14 protein-coding genes, 1 tRNA gene and 1 riboswitch are annotated in these 22,651 nt (G+C 66.8%); of the genes, 10 read left to right on the top strand and 5 right to left on the bottom strand.

What is annotated here, in order from left to right:
- Window positions 1-29: 29 nt before the first annotated feature.
- The 3 genes from ASG87_RS14235 to gcvP all read right to left on the bottom strand — a co-directional run bounded on the left by ASG87_RS14235 (window position 30) and on the right by gcvP (window position 8,001).
- The gene (locus ASG87_RS14235; protein WP_056006385.1) at window positions 30-2,975 is read right to left on the bottom strand and encodes a TonB-dependent receptor; all 2,946 of its coding nucleotides are present in this window, start codon (window positions 2,973-2,975) and stop codon (window positions 30-32) included.
- A 408-nt stretch (window positions 2,976-3,383) separates the two neighbouring features.
- On the bottom strand, window positions 3,384-4,967 hold the full coding sequence (gene murJ / locus ASG87_RS14230; protein ID WP_056006382.1) for a murein biosynthesis integral membrane protein MurJ: 1,584 nt from the start codon (window positions 4,965-4,967) through the stop codon (window positions 3,384-3,386).
- Window positions 4,968-5,133: 166 nt separating this feature from the next.
- Complete coding sequence (gene gcvP, locus ASG87_RS14225) at window positions 5,134-8,001, bottom strand: aminomethyl-transferring glycine dehydrogenase (RefSeq protein ID WP_056006379.1); 2,868 nt, start codon at window positions 7,999-8,001, stop codon at window positions 5,134-5,136.
- A 51-nt stretch (window positions 8,002-8,052) separates the two neighbouring features.
- A riboswitch (glycine riboswitch) is annotated at window positions 8,053-8,163 on the bottom strand.
- Window positions 8,164-8,397: 234 nt separating this feature from the next.
- On the opposite strand from gcvP, the gene ASG87_RS14220 reads away from it, so the two are divergent.
- Window positions 8,398-8,838, top strand: a complete 441-nt coding sequence (locus ASG87_RS14220; protein WP_056006376.1) for a VOC family protein — start codon at window positions 8,398-8,400, stop codon at window positions 8,836-8,838.
- On the opposite strand, the gene tetR is transcribed toward ASG87_RS14220, so the two are convergent.
- On the bottom strand, window positions 8,835-9,488 hold the full coding sequence (gene tetR / locus ASG87_RS14215) for a tetracycline resistance transcriptional repressor TetR (RefSeq protein ID WP_056006373.1): 654 nt from the start codon (window positions 9,486-9,488) through the stop codon (window positions 8,835-8,837). The genes ASG87_RS14220 and tetR overlap by 4 nt on opposite strands.
- Before the next feature lie 86 nt (window positions 9,489-9,574).
- Here tetR and tet point away from each other — a divergent pair, with 86 nt between their 5' ends.
- The 9 genes from tet (at window position 9,575) to ASG87_RS14170 (ending at window position 18,439) form a co-directional block, all read left to right on the top strand.
- On the top strand, window positions 9,575-10,804 hold the full coding sequence (gene tet / locus ASG87_RS14210) for a Tet(A)/Tet(B)/Tet(C) family tetracycline efflux MFS transporter (protein WP_268761814.1): 1,230 nt from the start codon (window positions 9,575-9,577) through the stop codon (window positions 10,802-10,804).
- Between the two features lie 67 nt (window positions 10,805-10,871).
- Window positions 10,872-11,381 (top strand): CinA family protein, encoded by a 510-nt coding sequence (locus tag ASG87_RS14205; RefSeq protein WP_056006370.1) that lies wholly within the window; start codon window positions 10,872-10,874, stop codon window positions 11,379-11,381.
- Between the two features lie 211 nt (window positions 11,382-11,592).
- Window positions 11,593-12,630: a recombinase RecA gene (recA, locus tag ASG87_RS14200; protein WP_056006367.1), complete on the top strand. Its 1,038-nt coding sequence runs from the start codon at window positions 11,593-11,595 to the stop codon at window positions 12,628-12,630.
- A gap of 133 nt (window positions 12,631-12,763) precedes the next feature.
- Window positions 12,764-13,318: a hypothetical protein gene (locus ASG87_RS14195; protein WP_157511099.1), complete on the top strand. Its 555-nt coding sequence runs from the start codon at window positions 12,764-12,766 to the stop codon at window positions 13,316-13,318.
- The gene (locus tag ASG87_RS14190) at window positions 13,315-13,812 is read left to right on the top strand and encodes a regulatory protein RecX (protein ID WP_056006361.1); all 498 of its coding nucleotides are present in this window, start codon (window positions 13,315-13,317) and stop codon (window positions 13,810-13,812) included. The genes ASG87_RS14195 and ASG87_RS14190 overlap by 4 nt, the downstream gene beginning before the upstream one ends.
- Before the next feature lie 228 nt (window positions 13,813-14,040).
- A complete protein-coding gene (alaS, locus tag ASG87_RS14185; RefSeq protein WP_056006358.1) occupies window positions 14,041-16,698 on the top strand; it encodes an alanine--tRNA ligase in 2,658 nt (885 codons plus the stop codon).
- Window positions 16,699-16,953: 255 nt separating this feature from the next.
- On the top strand, window positions 16,954-17,160 hold the full coding sequence (gene csrA, locus ASG87_RS14180; RefSeq protein WP_056006355.1) for a carbon storage regulator CsrA: 207 nt from the start codon (window positions 16,954-16,956) through the stop codon (window positions 17,158-17,160).
- A gap of 73 nt (window positions 17,161-17,233) precedes the next feature.
- Window positions 17,234-17,326, top strand: a tRNA-Ser gene (locus ASG87_RS14175).
- A 345-nt stretch (window positions 17,327-17,671) separates the two neighbouring features.
- Window positions 17,672-18,439, top strand: coding sequence for a site-specific integrase (locus ASG87_RS14170; RefSeq protein WP_157511098.1), 768 nt, complete (start codon window positions 17,672-17,674; stop codon window positions 18,437-18,439).
- A gap of 970 nt (window positions 18,440-19,409) precedes the next feature.
- Here ASG87_RS14170 and ASG87_RS19575 read toward each other — a convergent pair.
- The gene (locus ASG87_RS19575) at window positions 19,410-19,823 is read right to left on the bottom strand and encodes a DUF4279 domain-containing protein (protein WP_082582982.1); all 414 of its coding nucleotides are present in this window, start codon (window positions 19,821-19,823) and stop codon (window positions 19,410-19,412) included.
- Between the last annotated feature and the right edge of the window lie 2,828 nt (window positions 19,824-22,651).

The following is a 22,651-nucleotide window of genomic DNA, read 5'->3' as shown; positions in this document are numbered from 1 at the left end:
GCCCCGCAAGGGGCCTCTTTCGTATCCGCCTAGAGCTTGTAGTTCAGCCCGAACATCACGGTGCGTCCCCAGGTGTCGTATTCCAGCGGCCGCCCCAGCACCACGCCGTTGGACAGGGTGGAAATCTGCTGCGTCTTGTCGGGAGTGTTGGTGAGGTTGTTCACCTGCAGCAGGATCGACAGCCCGCTCCAGCGCCCCTCGGGAAAGGCGTACCCGAGCTGCAGGTCGGTTTGCCGGTTGGCCAGGACCTTGGTGTAGCTCAACTGGTCGAACAGCCCGGTCGCCTCGCCGGTGAAGGACGAGCGGTAGCGCTCGGCCACGCGCACCGACCAGCCGTACTTCTCGTAGTACAGCGACAGGTTGGCGACCTTGCGCGACAGGCCGGGCAGGGTCTTCGGCCCGCCCGGGATCGAATTGACCGAGGTCTCCGGGATCGTGCTGTTGGTGAGCGAGAAGTTGCCCTGCATGCCGAAGCCGTCGAGCGCATCGGCCAGCAGGCCGCCCTCCAGCGCGCCGGACAGTTCCAGGCCGTCCATCTTGCCGCCGGTGCCGTTCTGCGGCGTGGTGTACGCGCCGAAGTCGGTGTCCGGCGTCACGTTGGGGTTGTCGTTGACGAAGCCGTGGCAGGGGAAGCAGTAGTGCGGGTCGACCTGGTTGTAGATGTAGTTGAGCAGGTTCTTGTGGAACACCGCCGCCGCCACGTAGCTGGACGTGCCGAAGTACTTCTCCCACGACAGGTCGGTGCCCACCGCGATGTACGGCCGCAGGCTCGGGTTGCCGCCGCTGCCGGACCACACCACCTGGCCGGCGCCCGGCCCGGAGGTGATCTCGGCGACGCTGGCGGAGGCGGCCACTTTCTCGTCGTCGATGCGTCCGCGCGCCATGGTCTTGGCCAGGCCGAAGCGCAGGTACTGCCGGTCGCCGATCTGCGCCTTCAGGTTCAGGCTGGGCAGCACCTTGGTGTACCTGTCGCGGCCCTTGAGCGTGCCGACCAGGGTGTCGCCGTTGGTCTGCAGCGCGACCGAGGACTGGTCGGTGCGCACCACCTGCACGCCCACGTTGCCGCCCAGCGGCACGTCGCCCAGGTGGGTGTCGATGTTGAACTTGACGTAGGCGACCGGGACCTTCTCCTCCACCGTGTAGTTGCGGTTGAAGTCGGCCAGGCCGTTGCGCGGCGTGAGGTAGAACTGGTTGGCCAGCGCGCGCAGCACGTCGTAGTCCAGCGCGCCGACGATGCCGCCGTAGGCCAGCGAGGTCGGGTTGTGCAGGTAGGCCGGATCGACCGGCACGCCGAAGGCCGGATCGTACGTTCCGGTGGTGGTGCCGTTGCCGTTGCCGTTGAGGAAGGCGAAGTAGACGTCGGCCTGCTTGGTCTTCTTGCGGTCCGAATAGTCCACGCCGACGCTTACGTCGGAGAAGATCCAGCCGACCGGATGCGACACCTCCAGCCGGATCGCCTTGATGGTGTCCTTCTGGCGGTCGAATTCCTCGCGGCCGTTGTAGCCGTAGTTGTCCGGGTCGGTGAATGCGATCGCGCCCGGGTCGGCCAGATCCATCAGCGGCGTGAAGTGCGGATATCCGTCGTCGGCGGGCGTGCGGAACAGCGTGCCGGTGGTGCCGCCGCCCGGAAGGCCGGCGAACAGGTAGGCATCGTGCAATCGCTTTTTGGCGCTGGAGTAGGACAGGTCGGCGCGGGCCAGCCAGCCGTTGCCGAAGTCGTACTCGTTGTTCCAGCCTGCCGAGAACAGCTTGTCGTGTTCCTTGGTGTAGTCGTTCTGCAGGATCGGCGCGATGCCGTTGAGCACGCCGGAGGTGACGACCGGATACGGCGTGCGCTGGGCGAGCCCGACGTCGCTGTACGTGGGCACGCCGTTGTGGTTGTAGGGGCTGCTCGACCACTGCACGCCATTGGTGTACTTCTTCTGGTTGAAGGTGGAGTAGTACAGATCCAGGGTGGAGTGGTAGTGGTCGCCCGGCGCCCACTCCAGCACGGTCATCAAGCCGTTGCGCAACTGGTTGCCGGACTGCGCGCGCAACTGCATGCCTTCCTGCGAGAGCACGCCGTCCGGCAGCCCTGGCGTATGCGGGCCGCCCCAGGCCTGCTCGATGCTGCCGGGGCCGTTGTTGAGACCCCACCACCATGCTTGGTACTGCTTCTCCTGCACCGGCGAGTCGAGCTGGGCGAAGCCCACCGCCACGCCCAGCGTGTGGTCGAGGAACTGGTCGATGTAGGAGAAGCTGGCGCGATGGCCGTAGGTGCCGATGCCGGTGCCCGGGTTGAGGTCCTTGTTGCTGGTGTGCTCGCCGCGCAGGTTGATCGCGATGGTGCGGTTGGGCAGGTCCAGCGGCTTGATCGTGTGCAGGTCCACCGTGCCGGATAGGCCCTGGCCGATCAGGCTGGCGTCGGGCGTCTTGTACACCGCCACGCCGCTGATCAGTTCCGAGGGGTACTGGTCGTATTCCACGCCACGGTTCTCGCCGATGGTCGCCTGCTCGCGGCCGTTGAGCGTGGTGCCGGCGAAATCCGGCGACAGGCCGCGGATCGAGATCACGTTGGCGCGCCCGTCGAAGCGCTGCGTCGCGAGGCCGGGCAGGTGCGACAGGCTTTCGGCGATGCTCGCGTCCGGCAGCTTGCCGATGTCCTCGGCGGAGATCGCCTCGATGATGTTGTCCGAGTTCTGCTTGGCCTTCAGCGAGCTTTCGATGCTGCCGCGGATGCCGGTGACGACGACGGTGTCGAGGTTGCTGACAGCGTTCGCGGATTGCCTGCCGTTCTTGCGCGCCTGTCGCGTGCCGGCCTGCGCCGGCGCCTGCCGGGTATCCGCAGGCTTCGCCGGTGCGGGATTCCGGGGCGGCGCCTGCTGCGCGGATACGGTTCCTGCCGCCATGAGGGCAAGCAGGGCGGCGGCCAGCGGCTGCCGGTGCGATCGGATGGGGCGCGCAGCGGATGCCTGCGGCATGCAGCGATGGTTCATGGGATTCCCTCCACCTGGAAGGGCGCCCCCTGCGCCCGGACGCGCGCCGCGTTTGCCGGGCGGCCAGACGGTGCTGCCGTGCCCCAACCAATACGCTTCACGATTGCGTCGGAGCATGGGCGAGGGAATTTGTCGCTGTCCACCATGCGTCGCAGCATGCGTGAAGCAACGGTTCATGTGGCAAGGTGATCCGCGTCACAATGCACGGTGCTGCAGGTTCACCTTGTCTTCGGTCACCGCGCGGGCGAACAGCAGCGGGGGGAACACCTTTGCTGGTCCAGGCGATCTCGTGGACGGTGTGCTGCGCGCCGGCAATCGCTTCTTCTCGCACGACCGCGTGCCGGAGTTGTAGAAGCTCGCCCGGCCGTCCCTGGCCAAGCGGGGCGCATCGGCGGACCTCGCGCCGGGTCAGTCGCTGCGTCGCAGGCGCCGGCACAGTTTCGCGGTCAGCGCTTCGCTTTCCTTCACCCGCAGCAGCAGGGTCAGCACGAGGTAGGCGGTGCCGTAGGTGCCGAGGATGCCGATGGCGGCGGGGATCGGTCCCATCGGCGGCAGCAGGCGGCCGGCCAGGACGGCGGCGAGCGCGGCGAGGATGGCGGCGCCCCACAGCTTGAGCATCAGCCGCGCGGCGACGCCGGTGGGGCCGAGCCGCCGCTGCATGCCGCGGCGCAGCAGGTGGAACTCGATCCAGCCGGCGAGGCCGGCCGAGGCGGTCAGGCCGGCGGCGCCCCATTGCGGCGCCAGGCCCAGCACGCCGGGCAGCCAAAGCGCGCTGGCGAGGCCGGCGGCCACGGTCACCGCCAGCCGCACCAGGGCGAAGCGCAGCGGCGTGCGGGTGTCGCGCAGGGCGTAGTAGGTGGAGGCGTAGAGCCGGCCGAAGGTGGACGCGAGCAGGCCGACGCCCGAACCGGCCAGGATCGCCCACACGTAGCGCGAATCGTCGCTGGTGAACGCGCCGGACTGGTACAGCGCGGCGACGATCACCTGGCCCAGCGCGAAGAACGCCACCGCCGAGGGCACCACGAAGAAGGCGATCCGCGCCAGGCCGTCGTCCAGCCGCGCGCGCAGGCCGGCGCGCGCCTCGTCGTCCAGCGTGGCCCCGGCCATGCGCGACAGCGCCGGCAACTCCGCCGCCGAGACCGCCATGCCGAACAGGCTGACCGGCAACATGCTGATCGACGCGGCGGCGGTCATCGCCGCCATCGCGCCCTGGCCGAGCAGGGTGGCGATGGCCTGGTCGACGAAGGCGCTGATCTGCACCACGCCGCGCCCCACCGCCACGGCCAGGAAGCTGCCGCCGACCTGACGCACGTGGGCGCTGCGCAGGTCGGGCCGGAAGCGCAGCGTCGGCGCGTACTTGAGCACGGACGGCAACTGCACCAGGAACTGCAGCAGGCAACCGAGCACGGTGCCCCAGGCGAGGTAGACGATCAGCCTTTCCGCCCCGGCACCGCTGAACAGCAGCAGGGTGGCGATCATCGCGGCGTTCCACACCACCGGCGCGACGTAGGAGAGGAAGAACTTGTGGTGGCTGTTGAGGATGCCCAGGCACCACGCCGACCACACCAGGATGCCGGTGCCGGGGAACAGGATGCGCACCACCAGGATCGTCAGCTCGCGCTTGTGCCCGGTATAGCCCGGCGCGATCAGCCACAGCAGGTACGGCGTGGCCAGTACGCCCAGCGCGACGATGACCGCGATCAGCAGCGCCAGGATCGACGCGATGGCGCCGGCGAGCCGGCCTGCCTCCTCGTCGCGGCCTTCGCCCAGCAGGCGTGCGTAGACCGGGATGAAGGAGGCCGACAGCACGCCTTCGCCGAACAGGTTCTGCAGGAAGTTGGGGATGCGCAGTGCGGAGCTGAAGATGTCGGCGGCGTCGGACAGGCCCAGGTAGTGCGAGAACACCCGCTGGCGCACCAGCCCCAGGACGCGGCTGCACAGGATGCCCGCAGCCACCAGCAGCGCATGCCTGCGACCCGTCTCCCGCGCCATGGCGATCCCTTCCGAAAAGGGCGCAAGCGTAGCAGCTATGCGCGCCGACGCCGTCTTCCGCGGGGATTCCGTTCAGCCGACGCGGGACGCCGTGGGCGACCGTGCCGCGGACGAAAGAAGGCCCCGCATGGCGGGGCCTTCGGCTCTCGCGGATCGGCCTGCCGGCTTACGCCTCGGCTTCCTCCCTGTACGCATCCACCGGGATGCAGGCGCACATGATGTTCTTGTCGCCGTAGACGTTGTCGACGCGCGCCACCGGCGGCCAGTACTTCTGCCGCTTCAGGCTATCCAGCGGGAACACCGCCAGTTCGCGCGGGTAGGCATGGGTCCACTCGCTGCCGCTGACCATCGTCGCCGTGTGCGGCGCGTGCTTGAGCGGGTTGTCCTCGCGGTCGAGCTTGCCTTCCTCCACCGCGCGGATCTCGTCGCGGATCTGGATCATCGCGTCGATGAAGCGGTCCAGCTCCGCCTGCGATTCGCTCTCGGTCGGCTCCACCATCAGCGTGCCGGCCACCGGGAAGGACAGCGTGGGCGCGTGGAAGCCGAAGTCGACCAGCCGCTTGGCGACGTCCTCGGCGCTGATCCCGGTGGCGTCCTTGAGCGGGCGCAGGTCGAGGATGCACTCGTGCGCCACCAGGCCGTTGCGGCCGGTGTACAGCGTGGGGTAGTGCGGCGCAAGGCGCTTGGCGATGTAGTTGGCGTTGAGCAGCGCCACCTGGGTGGCCTGGCGCAGGCCCTGCTGGCCCATCAGGGTGATGTACATCCACGAGATCGGCAGGATCGAGGCGCTGCCGAACGAGGCCGCCGACACCATGCCCACCGCGCCTTCGCCGCCCAGCGTCCTGGGCAGGAACGGGGCCAGGTGCGACTTCACGGCGCACGGGCCCACGCCCGGGCCGCCGCCGCCGTGCGGGATGCAGAAGGTCTTGTGCAGGTTGAGGTGGCTCACGTCCGAGCCCCACTTGCCGGGCTTGGCGACGCCGACCAGCGCGTTCATGTTGGCGCCGTCGGTGTACACCTGGCCGCCGTGCTGGTGGACGATGTCGCAGATGGCGACCACGTCCTCCTCGAACACGCCGTGGGTGGACGGGTAGGTGAGCATGATCGCGGCGAGGTTGGCCGAATGCTTCTCGGCCTGCACGCGGATGTCTTCCAGGTCCACGTTGCCGTTGGCGTCGCACTTGGTCACCACCACGCGCATGCCGCACAGGTGCGCGGAGGCGGGGTTGGTGCCGTGGGCGGACTCGGGGATCAGGCAGATGTCGCGGTGGCCCTCGCCGCGCGAGCGGTGGTAGGCGCGGATCGCCAGCAGGCCGGCGTACTCGCCCTGCGCGCCGGCGTTGGGCTGCAGGCTCACCGCATCGTAGCCGGTGATCTCCACCAGCATCGCTTCCAGGCCGTCGATCAGCTCCTTGTAGCCCTGCGTCTGCGCGGCGGGCGCCAGCGGGTGGATGTTGGCGAACTCGGGCCAGGTCACCGGGATCATCTCGGCGGTGGCGTTGAGCTTCATGGTGCACGAGCCCAGCGGGATCATCGTGCGGTCCATCGCCAGGTCCTTGTCGGCCAGCGAGCGCAGGTAGCGCAGCAGCTCGTGCTCGCTGTGGTGGGTGTTGAAGATCGGGTGGGTGAGGAAGGCGCTCTGGCGCAGCAGGTGGCGCGGCAGCGCGTCGTGGACCTCGGCGTCGATCGCGTCGACGTCGGCCTCGGCGCCGAACAGGCCCGCCAGCGCGACCACGTCGTCGCGCGTGGTGGTCTCGTCCAGGCTGATGGCCACGCTCTGGCCGTCGATGCGGCGCAGGTTGATGCGCGCGGCTTCCGCCTTGGCGTGCACGGCGGCGGCATCGATGCCGGTGACGTGCAGGGTGTCGAAGAAGTCGCCGCCCACGGTCACCCCGGCGCGGCGCAGCGCCACGGTCAGGATGGCGGCGAGGCGGTGGACGCGGCGGGCGATGCGCACCAGGCCCTCGGGGCCGTGGTACACCGCGTACATCGAGGCCATCACCGCCAGCAGCACCTGCGCGGTACAGATGTTGGAGGTGGCCTTCTCGCGGCGGATGTGCTGCTCGCGGGTCTGCAGGGTGAGGCGGTAGGCCTTGTTGCCCTCGGCGTCGATGGAGACGCCGATCAGGCGGCCCGGCATCGAGCGCTTGTAGGCGTCGCGGCAGGCCATGAAGGCCGCGTGCGGGCCGCCGAAGCCGAACGGCACGCCGAAGCGCTGGGTGTTGCCCACCACGATGTCGGCGCCCCATTCGCCGGGCGCGGCGATCAGGGTGAGCGCCAGCAGGTCGGTCGCCACCGTCACCAGCGCGCCGCGCGCGTGGGCGGCGTCGGCCAGCGCCTTGTAGTCGCCGATGTGGCCGAAGGTGTCGGGGTACTGCAGCAGGATGCCGAAGCTGTCCACCGTGGCCGCCTCGGCGTCCTCGCCCACGTGCAGCTTCAGGCCCAGCGGCTCGGCGCGGGTGCGCAGCACTTCCAGCGTCTGCGGGTGCACGCCCTTGGACACGAAGAAGGTGTCGGACTTGTTCTTGGCCGAGCGCTTGGCCAGGGTCATCGCCTCGGCCGCGGCGGTGCCTTCGTCCAGCAGCGAGGCGTTGGCGATCTCCATCCCGGTGAGCTCGGCGCACATCGTCTGGAAGTTGATCAGCGCCTCCATGCGGCCCTGCGAGATCTCCGCCTGGTACGGCGTGTAGGCCGTGTACCACGCCGGGTTCTCCAGGATGTTGCGCAGGATGACGTTGGGCGTGTGGGTGCCGTAGTAGCCCTGGCCGATGAAGCTGCGGAACACCTGGTTCCTGTCTGCGATGGCGCGGATCTTGGCCAGCGCCTCGACCTCGCTGATGGCCTGCGGCAGCGCCAGCGGGGCGGGCGACTTGATCTTGCCCGGCACGATCGCGTCGGTCATCGCTTCGAGCGAGGCATGGCCGATGACGCGCAGCATCTGCGCGATTTCCGCATCGTTGGGACCGATGTGGCGCTCGATGAAGGCGTGGTGGTGCTCGAGGTCGCGCAGGGAGGGAGATGGGTTGTGGCTCATGACGGGCGTCCGGAAATGGCCGGTGAAGGCCGGACGTGCGTGCCGCACGCGGGGCGCCCCTCTGTCCTTTTGCCTGAGAGTTTGGAAGCGGCCGGATCGGCGATCCTTCCGCTTCGTGCACCTTCGGCGCCGGATTCAACCGGTCTCTCCAGAGTGTTCGAGCACGTGGTGGTATGGGGGCCTGAGCGATTACGGGCGTTGCGCCTTCGGCAGCGGCTCGCGCCGCTTCTCCCACCACATGCTGAGCGGCGGATTATACAAGCCGGCGGCGGGCAATACGCGTTTTTCCGCCGGCCCCGGGGAACCGCGCCGCGGCGGGCCTTCCGGCGGGCCGGGCGGCGGGCGCGGATCGACGTACCATGGACGTCCCCCCCCCCGACTCCACAGGGCTTCCCCATGCCTCCGTTCCAGCTTCGGCAGATCGACCACGTGGTCCTGCGCGTCATCGACAGTGCCGCGATGCAGGCCTTCTACTGCGACGTCCTCGGCTGCCGCGTCGAGCGCCGGCAGGACGAGATCGGCCTGGTCCAGTTGCGCGCCGGCAACTCGCTGATCGACCTGGTAGGGATGGACGGCAAGCTCGGACGCCAGGGCGGCGCGGCACCGGGCGCCGAAGGGCACAACATGGACCACCTGTGCCTCAGCGTGGACGGCTACGACGAGGACGCCATCCGCGCCCATCTCGAAGCCCACGGCGTGCGCGTGGGCCCGGCCGGCCCGCGCTACGGCGCCGAGGGCGAGGGGCCGTCGCTGTACCTGTACGATCCGCAGGGCAACATGGTCGAGCTGAAGGGGCCGCCGTTCGCGCCGTCGCGCGCCGGCCAGGGCCAGCCCTAGCGCGGCGGCCGCGCCCGGCGCCGCGGCGGCGCGGCCGCGGTCAGGCGAGCGCGGGCACCGTCGATCAGCAATTGCAGGCCGGCCTCGAACAGCGCCTCGTGGCCGTGCCGGCGGTAGTGCGCGATGGCCTGGGACAGCAGCGGGTAGGGCGCGGCGGCCTTGTCCAGCGCCTGCTGCCGTGCCGCGGGGCTTTCTTCGGCCTCGGCCTGTTCCTCCAGCACGCAGCCGATGGTGTAGCGGCCGATCGCCACGAACAGTTCCATTGCCTGCGGCGGCGACATGCCGGCCGCGACCAGCAGCGCGCACTGCGCCTCCAGTTGCGGCAGGTCCTGCGCCTGCGCCTCGGTGCCGGCGTGCACCCTGGCGCCGTCGCGGTAGGCCAGCAGCGCGCGGCGGAAGCTGCGCGCGTTCTCGCGCACGAAGTCCTCCCAGGGCTCGCCGGGCGCCGGCGTGTGCCGGGTGTGGCCGTGCGCCAGGATTTCCCGGTTCATCGCGTCCAGCAGCTCGCGCTTGTTGCGGAAATGCCAGTACAGCGCCGGTTGCTGCACGCCCAGGCGCCCGGCCAGCGCGCGGGTGGTCAGGCGGTCGATGCCGCCTTCGTCGAGCAGTTGCAGCGCGGCGTCGAGGATGCGTTGGCGGTCGAGCTTCATGGTCGTTCCCTCATGGCCGGAATTATCGTTGATAAATTTATTTATCATCGATAAAGTGCGCGGCCTCGCCATCGAGAGGCCTCCACGTGAGGAAACCGGCACACGCCATCGTGCTGTCCATCGTCGTGCTCGACGCCATGGGCCTCGGGCTGGTGCTGCCCGTGCTGCCGCGGCTGTTGCGCGAGGTCGGCCACGCCGATGCGCTGGGCTGGCGCTATGGCGCCTTCCTGTCGGTCTATGCGCTGATGCAGTTCGTCGGCGCGCCGGTGCTGGGCGCGCTGGGCGACCGCTACGGCCGCCGGCCGGTGCTGCTGGCCGCGCTGGCGGGTGCCAGCGTGGACTACCTGTTCATGGCGCTGGCGCCGGGCTTCGGGCTGCTGTTCCTGGGCCGCACGCTGGCGGGATTGTGCGGGGCGAGCATGTCGGTGGCGTCGGCCTACGTCGCCGACGTGACGCCCGAGGGGCAACGGGCGCGCCGCTTCGGCCAGCTCGGCGCCTGCTTCGGCGCCGGTTTCATCCTGGGGCCGGCGCTGGGCGGCGCGCTGGGCGAAAGCTGGACGCGGGCGCCGTTCCTGGCCGCCGCGCTGCTGGGCGGCCTCAACCTGCTGGTGGCCGGCTTCGCGCTGCCGGAATCGCATCGCGGCCGCGGCGGCCGGCTCGACGCCGCCGCGCTCAATCCGCTGGCCCCGCTGCGCTGGATCGCCGGCTTCCCCGCGCTGGCGGCGCCGATCGCGGCCTACGTGGTGCTCGGCCTGGTCGGCGAGGTGGGCGGTACGCTGTGGGTGATCTACGGCGAGGACAAATTCCGCTGGGACGGCTTCACGGTAGGGCTGTCGCTGGCCGGCTTTGGCCTGTTCCACGCGCTGGCCCAGGCTTTCGTGACCGGGCCGGTCACCGAGCGCTGGGGCGAGCGGCGCGCGCTGGCGCTCGGCATCGTCGCGGACAGCCTGGCCTACGTGCTGATCGCCTTCGCCAGCCGCGGCTGGATGGCTTTCGCGCTGTTCCCGCTGTTCTGCCTGGGCGGCATCGGCGCGCCGGCGCTGCAGTCGCTGCTGTCGGGCCAGGTAGGCGAAGACCACCAGGGGCGGTTGCAGGGCGTGCTAGCCAGCCTGGGCAGCCTGGCCTCCGTCGCCGGGCCGCTGGCGATCAGCTCGGCCTACTACGCCACGCGCGGGTTCTTTCCCGGGCTGGTCTGGATCGCGGGCGCGATGCTGTACCTGTTCTGCCTGCCGGTGCTGCTGGGCCGGACGGCGCGGCGGCCGGCGGATGCGGACCGGCCGGCCCTGCGGGGCACGCCGCCCGGCACCGGCGCGTGAGCGGCGCCCGCGCGTGCGCGAACCGCTATGCTGGGGCGTCCCCTGCCTCGCCGGTGCTCCGCTCGCGATGAACGTTCCCGCCCTGCCTTCCGATGCCGAACTGCGCGACTTCGCCGAGCAGGTGGCCATGCAGGTGCGCCAGCAGAAGCTGATGCTGGTCACCGCCGAATCCTGCACCGGCGGCTGGATCGCCAAGACCCTGACCGACCTGCCGGGCAGCTCGGCCTGGTACGACGCCGGCGTGGTCACCTACAGCTACGAGGCGAAGGAGGCGCTGCTCGGGGTCAACCCGCGCACGCTCGAGCAGACCGGCGCGGTCAGCGAGGAAACCGTGCTGGAGATGGTCTCCGGCGCGCTGGCCCGCTTCGGCGCCGGCGTGGCGGTGGCGGTCACCGGCATCGCCGGGCCCAGCGGCGGCACCGCGGACAAGCCGGTCGGCACCGTGTGGATCGGCTGGAAGCGCCGCGGCGGCTACGCCCACGCGCAGTTGTTCCACTTTCCCGGCGACCGCGAGGCGGTGCGCCGGCAGACCGTGGCGGCGGCGCTCATCGGCGTGCGCAAGGCGCTGACCGCGTGAGAGGGCGCCCGGCGTAGGGCGCGGATCGCCCCGCGACAGGCGCGGTGACGGCTCTCGCCCGGTTTCGGAAAATGCCCACGGCGCGGCGCGCACGGTGCCGCCGAACCCGCGCGGCCGATATGGGATAATCGCCCTTCGCAGATCGCAGCCCGTGAGACGTCGGCCGGGCATCATCCCCCCATCATCACCAAACCAACCGGAACCCAAGACGATGGATGACAACAAGCGCAAGGCGCTCGCCTCCGCCCTCGGCCAGATCGAAAAGCAGTTCGGCAAGGGAGCCGTGATGCGCCTGGGCGACCGCGTCGACGATGCCATCGACACCGTATCCACCGGCTCGCTCGGGCTGGACATCGCGCTCGGCATCGGCGGCCTCCCGCGCGGCCGCGTGGTCGAGATCTACGGCCCGGAATCCTCCGGCAAGACCACGCTGACCCTGCAGGCCATCGCCAGTTGCCAGCGCGCCGGCGGCACCGCGGCCTTCGTCGACGCCGAGCACGCGCTGGACCCCAGCTACGCCGAAAAGCTCGGCGTCAACGTCGACGACCTGCTGGTCTCGCAGCCGGACACCGGCGAACAGGCGCTGGAGATCGCCGACATGCTGGTGCGCTCCGGCGCGGTGGACGTGGTGGTGGTCGACTCGGTCGCCGCGCTCACGCCCAAGGCCGAGATCGAGGGCGAGATGGGCGACTCCCACGTCGGCCTGCACGCCCGCCTGATGAGCCAGGCGCTGCGCAAGCTCACCGCCAACATCAAGAAGTCCAACTGCCTGGTGATCTTCATCAACCAGATCCGCATGAAGATCGGCGTGATGTTCGGCAGCCCCGAGACCACCACCGGCGGCAACGCGCTGAAGTTCTACGCCTCGGTGCGCCTGGACATCCGCCGCATCGGCGCGGTGAAGAAGGGCGACGAGGTGATCGGCTCGGAAACCCGCGTCAAGGTGGTCAAGAACAAGGTGGCGCCGCCGTTCCGCCAGTGCGAGTTCGAGATCCTGTACGGCGAGGGCACCTCGCGCGAGGGCGAGATCATCGAGCTGGGCGTGGCGCAGAACCTGATCGACAAGTCCGGCGCCTGGTACAGCTACAACGGCGACCGCATCGGCCAGGGCAAGGAAAACGTGCGCCAGTTCCTGCGCGACAACCCCGCCATCGCCAACGAGATCGACCAGCAACTGCGCGCGCGCCTGCTGGTCAACGCCGGCAAGGGCGCCCCGGCCGCCTCGGAAGATGCGCTCCAGGAAGCCTGAGCCAGGGTTCGGGCTTGCTCGCAGCCTGCCCGACCTCGGCCAGCAGTCGGCAATAGCAGACTAAACGCTGGCGCTGTTCGCCAGGGCGCGCCGCAAGCGGCGTTGCTCTGGCGCCATCATGCTTGGAGGGGGAATGCTCGTCCGCTTTGGACCTTGGCTGCCGTTCGATCAAGCGTATCAACATCGCCCGGAAGCACCCCGCAACGGCATGTTCGTGCCGCGGACAAGGGCATTGACTGCGCCTGGCGCGGGGCTCTACCTGATCGCCGATGGCGGGCGCGCCAACCTGCGATGTCCGGAGAGCGTGATCTATCTGGGGCGTTCGTCCGGGGCCAAGGCTTTGTCGACATTCCACATGCGTCTGTGGAAGCACTGCTGCAAGGCTATCGGAGCGTGTGGCGGCGGATATACGGGGCTTAGCGGGGAACCCAGAGATACGTCCAACTGGGCCGCGTACAGGGAAAAGGGCTTCAAAGGGTTCGCCGGTTGGCATTTTTCCCTGGCGGTTCTGGCGGGCCGGGATATGGGCACGCTGGCGTCCCTGGCCGAAACGGCAGAGTGCGCTGCCATGGAGGAGTACAAGCGGCAAGCCGGCGGTTTGCCCGCGTGCAACGACAAGGCCCCGCGCCGCGTTTCTGGCGGCCTTGAGATTATCTTTCCATGGGACCCGCGGTCGGAGCAGCTATGAAGGAGCGGCCAACCAAAGGAAAGGCCGGCGCGGGACGCAGCGCCTACGACAAGGCCCTGGGCCTGCTGGCACGCCGCGAGCACTCTCGCAAGGAACTGGGAACCAAGCTGCGCCAGGGCGGCTACGGCAAGGACGAGGCGCATGCGGCGATCGATCGCCTCGGCGAGCAGCGTTACCAGGACGACGACCGTTTCGCCGAGACCCTGCTGCGCACGCGCATCGCGCAGGGATACGGCCCGATGCGCCTGCGCGTGGAGCTGAAGAGCCACGGGCTGGCCGATGCGCGTATCCGCGATCTGCTCGATGCGGCCGAGGCGGACTGGACGGCCTCCGCGGCCGGCCAGTTGCGCCGCCGCTACGGCGCCGGAACGGCGGCCGACCCCGCCGAACGCGCTCGCCGGGCGCAGTTCCTCTTGCGCCGCGGCTTTCCGGCCGCCACAGTACGGCGTGTTACCCACGCCGAAGTGGATGACGCCGACGACGATGGCTCCTGATCCTCTTCCGCGGGGCGCCTCGAAAAAACCGTCGTCATCCCCGCGCAAGCGGGGATCCAGCGACTTCAAGCCATTGAAGACCACGATACTGGATTTCCGCCTGGGCGGGAATGACGGGCAAGAGCCGGTTCTTTCGGGCCCAAGCGGGCGGTGACGGGGGCCGTGGCCGATCCGGCGCATGCGGCGTGGCCCTCGTCCGCCGCCTTGAACACCGATCTCTTTCCATCCATGAAAACCGCCGACATCCGCTCCGCCTTCCTCGACTTTTTCCGCTCGAAAGGGCACACCATCGTGCCGTCCGCCTCGCTGGTGCCGGCCAGCGACCCCACGCTGCTGTTCACCAACTCGGGCATGGTGCCGTTCAAGAACGTGTTCCTGGGCAGCGAGAAGCTGCCCTACGTGCGCGCGGCCGACGTGCAGCGCTGCCTGCGCGCCGGCGGCAAGCACAACGACCTGGACGCCGTGGGCTATACCGCGCGCCACCATACCTTCTTCGAGATGATGGGCAACTGGTCGTTCGGCGACTATTTCAAGCGCGACGCCATCGCCTGGGCCTGGGAACTGCTCACCCAGGTGTTCAAGTTGCCGGCCGACAGGCTGTGGGTCACCGTCTACCACACCGACGACGAAGCCTACGACCTCTGGCACAAGGAGATCGGCGTGCCGGCCGAGCGCATCGTGCGCATCGGCGACAACAAGGGCGCGCCGTTCGCCTCGGACAACTTCTGGCAGATGGCCGACACCGGCCCCTGCGGTCCGTGCACCGAGATCTTCTATGACCACGGCGCGGAGATCGCCGGTGGCCCGCCCGGCTCGCCGGACGAGGACGGCGACCGCTACATCGAGATCTGGAACCTGGTGTTCATGCAGTTCGATCGCGCGCCGGACGGCACGCTGAGCCCGCTGCCGGCGCCGTGCGTGGATACCGGCATGGGCCTGGAGCGCCTCGCCGCCGTGCTGCAGCACGTGCATTCCAACTACGAGATCGACCTGTTCGCGCACCTGATCCGCGTGGCCGGCGAGCTCACCGGCACCGCCGACCTGTCCAACAAGTCGCTGCGCGTGATCGCCGACCACATCCGTGCCTGTTCCTTCCTGATCGTCGATGGCGTGCTTCCCTCCAACGAGGGCCGTGGCTACGTGCTGCGCCGGATCATCCGCCGCGCGCTGCGGCACGGCTGGATGCTCGGCGTGCGCGGCGACTTCTTCTGGAAGATGGTGGCGCCGCTGGTCGAGGAAATGGGCGCCGCCTACCCGGAGCTGAAGCAAAAGCAGGGCTTCGTCGAGGACGCCCTGCGCACCGAGGAGCAGCGCTTCGGCGAGACGCTGGAGCACGGCATGCGGCTGTTCGACGACATCGCCGACAAGAGCCTGGCCGGCAAGTCGGGCAAGACGATCGCCGGCGCGGATGCGTTCCGCCTGTACGACACCTACGGCTTTCCGGTGGACCTCACCGCCGACATCGCGCGCGAGCGCGGCCTGGATGTGGACATGGCCGGCTTCGAGCAGGCCATGAACGAGCAGCGCGAGCGTGCCCGCGCCGCAGGCAAGTTCGAGGCCAAGGGCCAGATGCCGGCCGAACTGGCCAGCCAATTGGCGCCGACCGCCTTCCTCGGCTACGAGGCGCGGCGGAGCGCCGGCAGCAAGGTGCTCGGCATCGTGCGCGACGGCAAGCAGGTCGACCAATTGGGCGAGGGCGAGGAAGCCCTGCTGATCCTCGACCGCACGCCGTTCTACGCCGAATCGGGCGGCCAGGTCGGCGATACCGGCGTGCTGTCGAATGCCCATGGCCGCTTCGCCGTCGCCGATACCCTGAAGATGGGCGGCGTGTTCTTCGGCCATGCCGGTCGGTGGCAGGGTACGCAGCCGCTGCGCAGCGGCGACGTGCTCGACGCGCAGGTGGACGAGGCGCGCCGCCAGGCCATCGTGCTCAACCATTCCGCCACCCACCTGCTGCACGCCGCGCTGCGCAAGGTGCTGGGCACCCACGTCGCGCAGAAGGGCTCGCTGGTGGCGCCGGAGCGCCTGCGCTTCGACTTCGCCCACCACAAGCCGGTGAGCCGCGAGGAACTGGCCGAGGTGGAGGCGCTGGTCAACGCCGAGGTGCGCCGCAACGCCGAGGCCGAAGTGCGCCACATGGCCTACGACGACGCCATCGCCTTCGGCGCGATGGCGCTGTTCGGCGAAAAGTACGGCAACGAAGTGCGCGTGCTGAAGATGGGCGACTTCTCCACCGAACTGTGCGGCGGCACCCACGTGGGCCGCACCGGCGACATCGGCCTGTTCAAGATCGTCGCCGAGTCCGGCGTCGCTTCCGGCGTGCGCCGCATCGAGGCGGTGACCGGCGCGGGCGCGCTGGCCTACGTGGCCGACGAGGAGCGCCGTCTGGGCGAGTTGTCGCACCTGCTCTCCAGCAGCGGCGACGACGCGGTCGAGAAGCTGCGCCAGTTGTTCGACCGGCAGAAGAAGCTCGAGCGCGAGCTGGATTCGCTGCGCAGCAAGGCGGCCGGCTCGGCCACCGCCGACCTGGCGCAGGCCGCGCAGAACGTCGACGGCATCAAGGTGGTCGCCGCACGGCTGGAAGGACTGGACGCGAAATCCCTGCGCGACAGCATCGACCAGTTGAAGCAGCAACTGGTCGATTGCGTGGTCCTGCTGGCCGGCGCCGCCGATGGCCGCGTCTCGTTGGTGGCCGGCGTGCACGGCCAGGCGCTGGGGCGGATCAAGGCCGGCGACGTGGTGGCGCATGTGGCAAAACAGATCGACGGCAAGGGCGGCGGCCGGCCGGACATGGCGCAGGGCGGCGGCGTGGACAGCGCGCAGTTGTCGTCGCTGCTGGCCGGACTTCCCGACTGGATCGGCGGCCAGCTCGGCCGCTCGGCGTAAGGCAACCGGCCATTTGGCACGGTCAAAACGCGTTGCGCCCGGCGCTCGGGCTCCGCTAGTATCAACGGCTACCGGCATCGCAGGTTGCGGCGATACCGGCGGTCCAGGCGCTACAGGGGCGTCGGGACTGTGCGCCGGGGAAGGCGGTAGGGCCTTCGACGGACTGACGTCGAACTGCGCGACGGCGAGACTCAGGGGTGAGGTTTCGTCGACGCGGCAGGCCTGAGACTATTGGCATTCATGGAGTAACGAGACATGTTGATTCTGACCCGCAGGGTCGGTGAAACCTTGATGATCGGTGACGAGGTGACCGTTACTGTTCTCGGCGTGAAAGGCAACCAGGTGCGCATCGGTATCAATGCGCCCAAGAACGTGGCCGTGCATCGCGAAGAGATCTATCAGCGCATCAAGGGCGAGCACGAGTCGGACGGTGACACGTCCGGCGAATCCGGCGAGCACTGATCGAATTTAGCGCTTTACCTTGGTCGTGCCGGCCAGTATCCTTGCCGGCTCCGCAGCGATGCGGAAAAAATACGGAGAGATGCCCGAGTGGCCGAAGGGGCTCCCCTGCTAAGGGAGTATAGGGTCAAAAGCCTTATCGAGGGTTCGAATCCCTCTCTCTCCGCCAGTACTGCGAAGCCCCTGTTTTTACAGGGGTTTTTGCTTTTCTGAGGAAGGGCTTGTCGCTCCACATATCGCTCCACAAGCGAGCCGATATGCGCATCCCAACTATCTCCGGTTGGCACCCTCAGGTATCTGGCATTTCCGACAAAGAATTCCATCACGTCAGACCAGCAAGGCGGGTAAGTACGAAGTCACTCGAAGCCTTCGAACCCGCGATCTCCTGACCGCACAGCAACGTGCGCTGATTCTCGCCCAGGCGTATGCTCAAGCCACCACAGTCAGGGGGCTGAGTGTGTCTGTAGCTAGGGATGGTCTACTTTCGGCTTACGAAATCGCCAGGGCGATTGCCTTGGGGTACAAACTTATCCGTCATCCTGACGGTACCGTTGAGCTCGAAGCCAACGGCAAAGCTGATCATGGCTTCGCCATGGAAGCGGTTGACCACATCGGACGGTTAGACCAAGAACCGTATTATCAAGAGCTCATGCGCTCTGCCCGTGCGGCTGAGTCTCAACGGGTTCTTCCGGCTCCTGACCCTGCATCGAAGATTCCGGTCATTGCCATCGGCAAGGCTGTGACGCAGTGGCTAGCTGAGATCAAATCCAGCACCCGCCCCAAGACTTTCAAGATCAAGGCCACGGCTGTGGAGGGTTTCGCTCGTCACTATGGCGAGAAAAGCTCACTCAAGGATGCTGGTCGCATCGACGTGGGTAACTGGGTTCAGGCCCTGCGTGCAGGTGGCCTGCAGACCCCCACCATCGTCAATAAATGCTCATACTTGCGTGGCTTCTTCGATTGGGCCAAGGCGCGTGGGTACTACCCACCTTTCGCCAAGGATGAGAACCCTGCATCCGGCCAGGTCGTGTATGGCACTCGGGAAAAGCGCAAGCGTCGTGCCCTTGGGTTCAAGCCTTTCACCAACGAGCAGATCCAGGCCTTGTATGCCCCGAAGACGATGGAAAAGGGGCTGAGTGAGGCTGCACGATGGGGAGCCTGGGTATGCAAGCTTTACGGGCGAACCCTTGAACAGCTCGCGGTTGACCTCGACAGGCGACTGCTCGACGAGAAGATCGAGCCTGCGCTTCGCATCAAGCGCAAGGACCGGGTGAGGCTGTAGCTCTCATGGAATCTGATAGAAGGGTCATGCAAATGGATGGCCAAGTGCTCGAGCGATTCCAACACGAATGGCCTAGAGATCATCCTCAGCATCATCAGGTTTGGCAGTTCTTAGGAGAGACCTATCGTCGCTTCTGTGACGAAGGTTTGGCCGACAGAGAGTTCTCCAAGCAACTTGCTACCGGCAGGCAGGCTGTCTATGAGCAGCGTAAGGCGGAGCTACTTATGGCGGACTTCCTTTGGCGGGATGGATTCACTCTGTCCAGTTCTAATCGAGGGCCAGATTTTCGCGCCGAGAAGAATGGAGAAGTACTTTGGGTGGAGCTCATCACACCTGAGCCCGTAGGTGTGCCAGAAGAGTTCCTGGCATCCCCTCGCGAGGGAGTGTGGAGCCTTCCTCACCGAGAAATCTTGCTTCGTTGGACAAGTGCGATTGACGAGAAGGTTTCCAAACTACTCGGGTCGCGTGATGGCAGAAGGAGGGGATATCTGGCGGATGGCGTCGTGCAGTTGCACGAGCGACCTTCAAGCCCACACCGCTGCTGCTGCCCGCGACGGGGATCCAGCCATTGAGAGTGCTGATGTCGTAGGTAGGTGAGTAAGTTAACAGTGCGCCTGCGGAAGCTCCGGTGCCGGTAGGGATCCACGTTGCTTATTGGATTGCCCAAGACGTAGGCAGGTCCACTTCTAAAGACATCAGCGCGTGCGAGGGTGATTAGAGCGTAGCTGGAGAACGATGGGGAGAGAAGACTGCCACAACGCCAACAAAGCCAAGCACAAAAAAACCATTGGACTTGAAGTGTGCTGCAAGCGCAACGACGGCTGCGAATAGTGGCGCGAGGAGTGCCATCAACAGTCCGATGCGTCCGGGCTTAGTCATTAGTTATCGCCACCGAAAAATGAATTGAGGAATGTGGACCTGACCCCGACCCCGATAGTCCTCGTGGGGTTGAATCAGCGATACCAATTTATCAGTCTGTCGAGTCGTAAATATCCAGTGCCAGCTCGATACCACGCTCACCTAGAGCCTGCAGGCGCTCCGATGGCAGAGATATTCCATCATTGCCTGATCCCATAAAGAGTCCACAAAAGAGATCTACGCTGAAACTCCGACGAATATCCGCCCAAACATCTCGGTTGTTCGTCAATTTGCCCAAGATCTCATCGATCTGTCCACAGAGATCTTCTGGTTCGCGAGTCTGCGCCTCCAACCACCACATGCCAGTTCTGGCGATCCGCACTTGTCCGGTAGACCGGCCAAGAAGCTCGTCTCCCTTCTGCTGTGAACCAGTGGGCTCACTTCCTAGCATTTGGCTGACTTTGTCTGGTACGAGTAAGTCACCAGCGATACGTAAGGTGGCACGAGAACGTTCAAAAGACGGCATATTTCACCTGCTCATCGTCAGAGTCACACCGGCCTTCCGGCCCGACATCCAATTTGGCATATCACTTGGACTTCACGTCATCCAAGTTGCCTACGACCTCTCCCGTCGGATCGACCACATCTCCTGTTTTCGGGTCAACGCCGAATACGTCTGTCGCCTTGCTGCCTGGACAACCCTGCTTGATTCCATGGAACCGCCCCTTTCCTTCCCTGGCGCCAACGCCGGTACGCCGACCCCACTCCGCCGCACCAGTATCAGCAGGCCAATATCCAGGAGGCAGCCCAGTCGATTGTTGGGTGTTACCTGTTGCCCAATCCAGCGCGCTGCCAAGTACATAACCGACGCCACCACCGATAGCCGATCCTCCCGCTATCTCTGGTCCTGTCGCGGCGATATTCAACCCCCCTGTGTAGACATCCACTACAACGGAGGCACCAGCGACAATGGTTCCTCCTGCAATGGCACCACCGGCAGCCCACGCCTCTGCATACTTCAATCCGAACGAATCGGCGTAGCTCAGCGGATTCCCACCCACATAGGCATACGTATTGGGTCCGCCTCTAAGTCCGATGGGGTCGGACTCCAAGTATCGCCCGATGCTTTCGTCGTAGGTCCGGTAGCCATTGATCCACAGCCCAGTCTCCACATCCTGGTACTGACCGGGGAAACCCAGGTTCAGCCCTTCGATATTGTCCTGGACTACCGTGCGACCATAGGGACCATTGTTGGCGCGCCACACCACTTCCTGTGAGGCGCCGGTGACGACTTCCGGGCGACCAAGGTGGTCGTTGTGCACGAAGTAGGTTGCCCCGTTGTCCCGCACCACGCCCAGCAGTTCCGTGCCCGCCCAGATGTAGCTTTTCCAGCCGGCCGGTCCGTACTCCGTCGCTAGTTGATCGCCTACGTAGGTATATCGCGCCTGTTGTCCGTTGCCCCAACCTTTGCCCACGCGCTGATCCTGTGCGTTGTACAGCAAGGTAGTCGTGGATGCTCCGGCATAGACCCGAATGAGCCGGTTGAACGCATCATAGGCATAGGTCTGCGTGATACCCGGCTGATCCTGCGCGACCTTGCGGTTGCCACGTGCGTCGTACTGGTAGTCCGTGCGGGCGCCGGTCAGCGTGGTGTAGCTCGACACCCGGTTGCTGGACGGCTCGATCACGTAGTCCGCCTGCACGCCGCTGGCGGTATAGCGACTGCGGTTGCCATTGGCATCCAGAGTCCAGATCTGGCCGTTGCGGGTGTCCTGCGACAGCCGACCCGCCGCGTCGTATGCATAGACCCGGTTCTGCGTGGCATCGATGCCATTGGTGATGGCTGTGATCTCATCGCCCTGGTTGTAGCCGTAGCTCAGGTTCTGCCGGACGGTGCTTCCATTGCTGGCACCGAGACCGGTGAGCCGACCGTCCTGGTCGAAGCTCGCGCTGTGCTTCAGGCCATTGCCGTAGGTCCACTCGGTGGCGACCCCGAAGGGTTGATAGCGAAAGCCGTTGGCGATCGTGGCCGTGGTGCCGCCACGCGTGGAGGTCACCGCCGCCAGCTTGCCATGGTCGTAGGCATACCCGACGGCGACGCCACTGGGATAGCTGATTCCGATTGGGTGGCCCTGGTTGTCATAGGTGTAGCCTGTGGTGTTGACAGTGCTTTGCATCGCGTCCTGACGCGTCGACAGCCGACCTTCCGGGGTATAGGCAAAGGTCGACCAACTATGCGTGGTCACGCCGTCACTTCCAGCTATGCGGCACAGACGACCCTTGCCGTTAGTACACGTGTCATAGCTGTAGATACGGGTCTCCTGGCCGTTCCCCACGGACGTAAGCCGACCCAGGGTGTCGTACGCATAGGCTAGCGCGCTATCGTCATTGCGGGTCATGCCAGTGAGCTGGCCATTCGCATTGTAGGTGTAGCTGGTCGTACCCGTGTCCGGGCTCACCTGGGTCCAGACCTGCCCGAAGCCGTCCACGGTATAGGTGGTGGCGTTGCCGCGCGAGTCGATCACCTTGGTCAGGCGATCAGCCACGTCGTAGCTGAACTGGGTGACGTTGTTCGCCGGATCGGTCGATCGAATGACCCGGCTGAAGGCGTCGTAAACCCGGGTGGTGGTGCGGCTCAGGCCATCGGTCGTGGTGAGTACGTTGCTTTCGTTGTCGTATGTGTAGCTGACTTTGTTTTTGCCATTGCTGTCGTGCCACGACATCACTCGGCCCAATTCGTCGTACTCGATGGTGGTCTTGGTAGAGACCACCGGTGGTGGTGTTCCGCGCACGTCGACCGTGGCGATCGTGACACCGTCGCTCTTGAGGGCCAAGCGATGACCCGCCGTCGAGATCCAGGTGGCGCTCTTCGAACCGGACTGTCCGCTCGCGAACAGGGTCGGCGNGCCGCTCAGCGCAGACGTCCAGACCTCGGCGGTGGCACTGCTGGAAGTCCAGGTGATGTTCGCGGTGCAGGTGCTTGCCCCGATGGCGATATCACAGGGATTGGGCGAGGCAGAGATCGAGCCGGACAGCAGCTTGAACGTCGAGGCGTTCGCCCAGCGCGAGTTGCCGAGGTTGTCATAGGCAATCGCTTCGACCTTATGCGAGCCAGCGCCCAGGTTGGCCCAGTTCGCCTGATAGGGCGGCGCGGTCACGGTCTTGATCAGATTGCCATCGCCCCAGAACTCCACCCGCTGTACGCTGCCATCCGGATCATTGGCGTTTGCGCTGACGAGGACCGTGGCGGGGGCCATCGCGGCGCTGCCATTCACCGGCGCCGTCAACGTGATGTTGGGCGGCTGGTTGCCGCGCACTTGGAGGGTGGCCAGGTCTGGGCCGTTGACGTTCTCC

Origin of the sequence: Frateuria sp. Soil773 (assembly GCF_001428405.1) — a bacterium.
Lineage (GTDB): Bacteria > Pseudomonadota > Gammaproteobacteria > Xanthomonadales > Rhodanobacteraceae > LMSL01.
This window is presented reverse-complemented; position numbering and strand designations above follow the sequence as displayed.